The organism is Delftia sp. UME58 (assembly GCF_014170385.1).
GTDB classification, from domain to species: domain Bacteria; phylum Pseudomonadota; class Gammaproteobacteria; order Burkholderiales; family Burkholderiaceae_C; genus Comamonas; species Comamonas acidovorans.
Genome location: NZ_LZZV01000053.1, coordinates 1 through 1,521, shown reverse-complemented (window position 1 = coordinate 1,521; position 1,521 = coordinate 1). Strand labels below are relative to the sequence as shown.

The 1,521-nt window shown below is 53.6% G+C and carries 2 protein-coding genes; both read left to right on the top strand.

Annotation, left to right across the window (positions count from 1 at the left end):
• The first annotated feature begins 99 nt into the window (after nucleotides 1-99).
• Nucleotides 100-432: a transposase gene (locus A9976_RS15100; RefSeq protein ID WP_183019708.1), complete on the top strand. Its 333-nt coding sequence runs from the start codon at nucleotides 100-102 to the stop codon at nucleotides 430-432.
• Entirely contained in the window at nucleotides 429-1,283 is an 855-nt protein-coding gene (locus A9976_RS15095) for an IS3 family transposase (RefSeq protein WP_183019709.1), read from the top strand. Before A9976_RS15100 ends, A9976_RS15095 begins: the two co-directional genes overlap by 4 nt.
• Nucleotides 1,284-1,521 lie beyond the last annotated feature (238 nt).

Here is a 1,521-nt window from a genome sequence, read left to right as displayed (position 1 = left end):
TAGTCTTTCCCAAAGAGGCTTGGGATAAGGTGTCAGACTGAGCTAGCCCGGGTTTTCCGGACACCCGAAGAAGTAGACAATACTTGAAGGAGGTGTCCCATGGATAAATCCAAGCCCGATAGCAGTGCGACCGGCGACAAGCGCCAGCACCAAAGCCGCGAGTTCAAGGTCGAGGCGGTTCGCCAGTTGGAGCAAGGCCAGGTTACTGGCACCCAACTGGCTTTGATGCTGGGTGTGAAGCGCTCGATTATTTACCGATGGAAGAAGGAGCTCGCCACACACGGGCCTGACATTTCTTTCCCCGGTAAAGGCCGAACTCGCAGCGACGAACAGACCGAGATCCAGCGCCTCAAGCGCGAGTTGGAGCAGGTTAAGGAAGAGCGCGACATCTTAAAAAAAGCGGCAGCGTACTTTGCGCGGGAACTGCCGTGAGGTACGCCTTTGTGCAAGCTCATCAGCAGCAGTTCCGCGTAGCGCGGCTATGCAAAGCACTGCACGTCAGTCGCAGTGGTTATTACGATTGGGTGCGGCGATCGCCATGCGAGCATGCACGAGAGGATGCCAGATTGCTTGCCGCCATTGAGCGCACGCATCACGCCAACCGGCAAGCCTATGGGGCCGACAAAACTTGGCGTGTACTCAATGCCAATGGGATAGCTTGCGGCAAGCACCGCGTTGCGCGATTAAGGCGCCAAGCGGGGATCGAAGCACTGCGCAAGCAACGGTTCCGTCGGCTGGAGAAACACTCGCTACTCGGGCCCGCACCCAATCGGCTGCAGCGCCAGTTCACCGTGCAATGCCCAAACAAAGTGTGGGTGGGTGATATCACGGTCGTTCCGACGCGGGCAGGCTGGCTATATCTGGCAGTGCTGCTTGATCTTTACTCACGCTCGGTTGTCGGTTGGAGCATGACGGAAAAGGCTGATCGAAATCTGCTGATCAGTGCTCTGCAAATGGCTCTTGCCAGGCGCAATCCCGGCCAGGGCTTGATGCACCACAGTGACCGCGGCGCGCAGTACAGTTCATCAGAGTATCGAGGATTGCTGACCAAGCACGGCATCGCCATCAGCATGAGCGCCAAAGGCGATCCCTATGACAACGCGGTCGCCGAGAGCTTCTTTAGCAACCTGAAGAACGAATTAACGCACCATCAGGTCTTTCATAGCCGCGAGCACGCCCGTATGGCAATCTTTAACTATATTGAGGTGTTCTATAACCGTCAGAGAATCCACCAAGGTTTAGGCTACAAAACCCCTGCTGAGGTTGAAGCCGCTGCCCCTTAACCAACCTGTCCGAGAAACCCGGGGTAGCCCAGTCTGACACCTTAATTCCTAAGAAACCTCAGAGACTGACAAATTAATTTCGTCCGACCCAATTACGCCCGCATTTTTTTAGTGCAAATTTTTTTGCAACTCACTAATCACGAAGATCGTTACTTTTTAGTCAAAAACAACAATCATGCGTAAATAAAATTAGAAAAATAATACTTACCTCTCTTTTTATCGCTACGAAGCGCCATAC

Excerpts from the sequence above, each read along its gene's own strand:
- A9976_RS15100 (WP_183019708.1), top strand. The coding sequence starts at position 100 with ATGGATAAATCCAAGCCCGATAGCAGTGCGACCGGCGACAAGCGCCAG.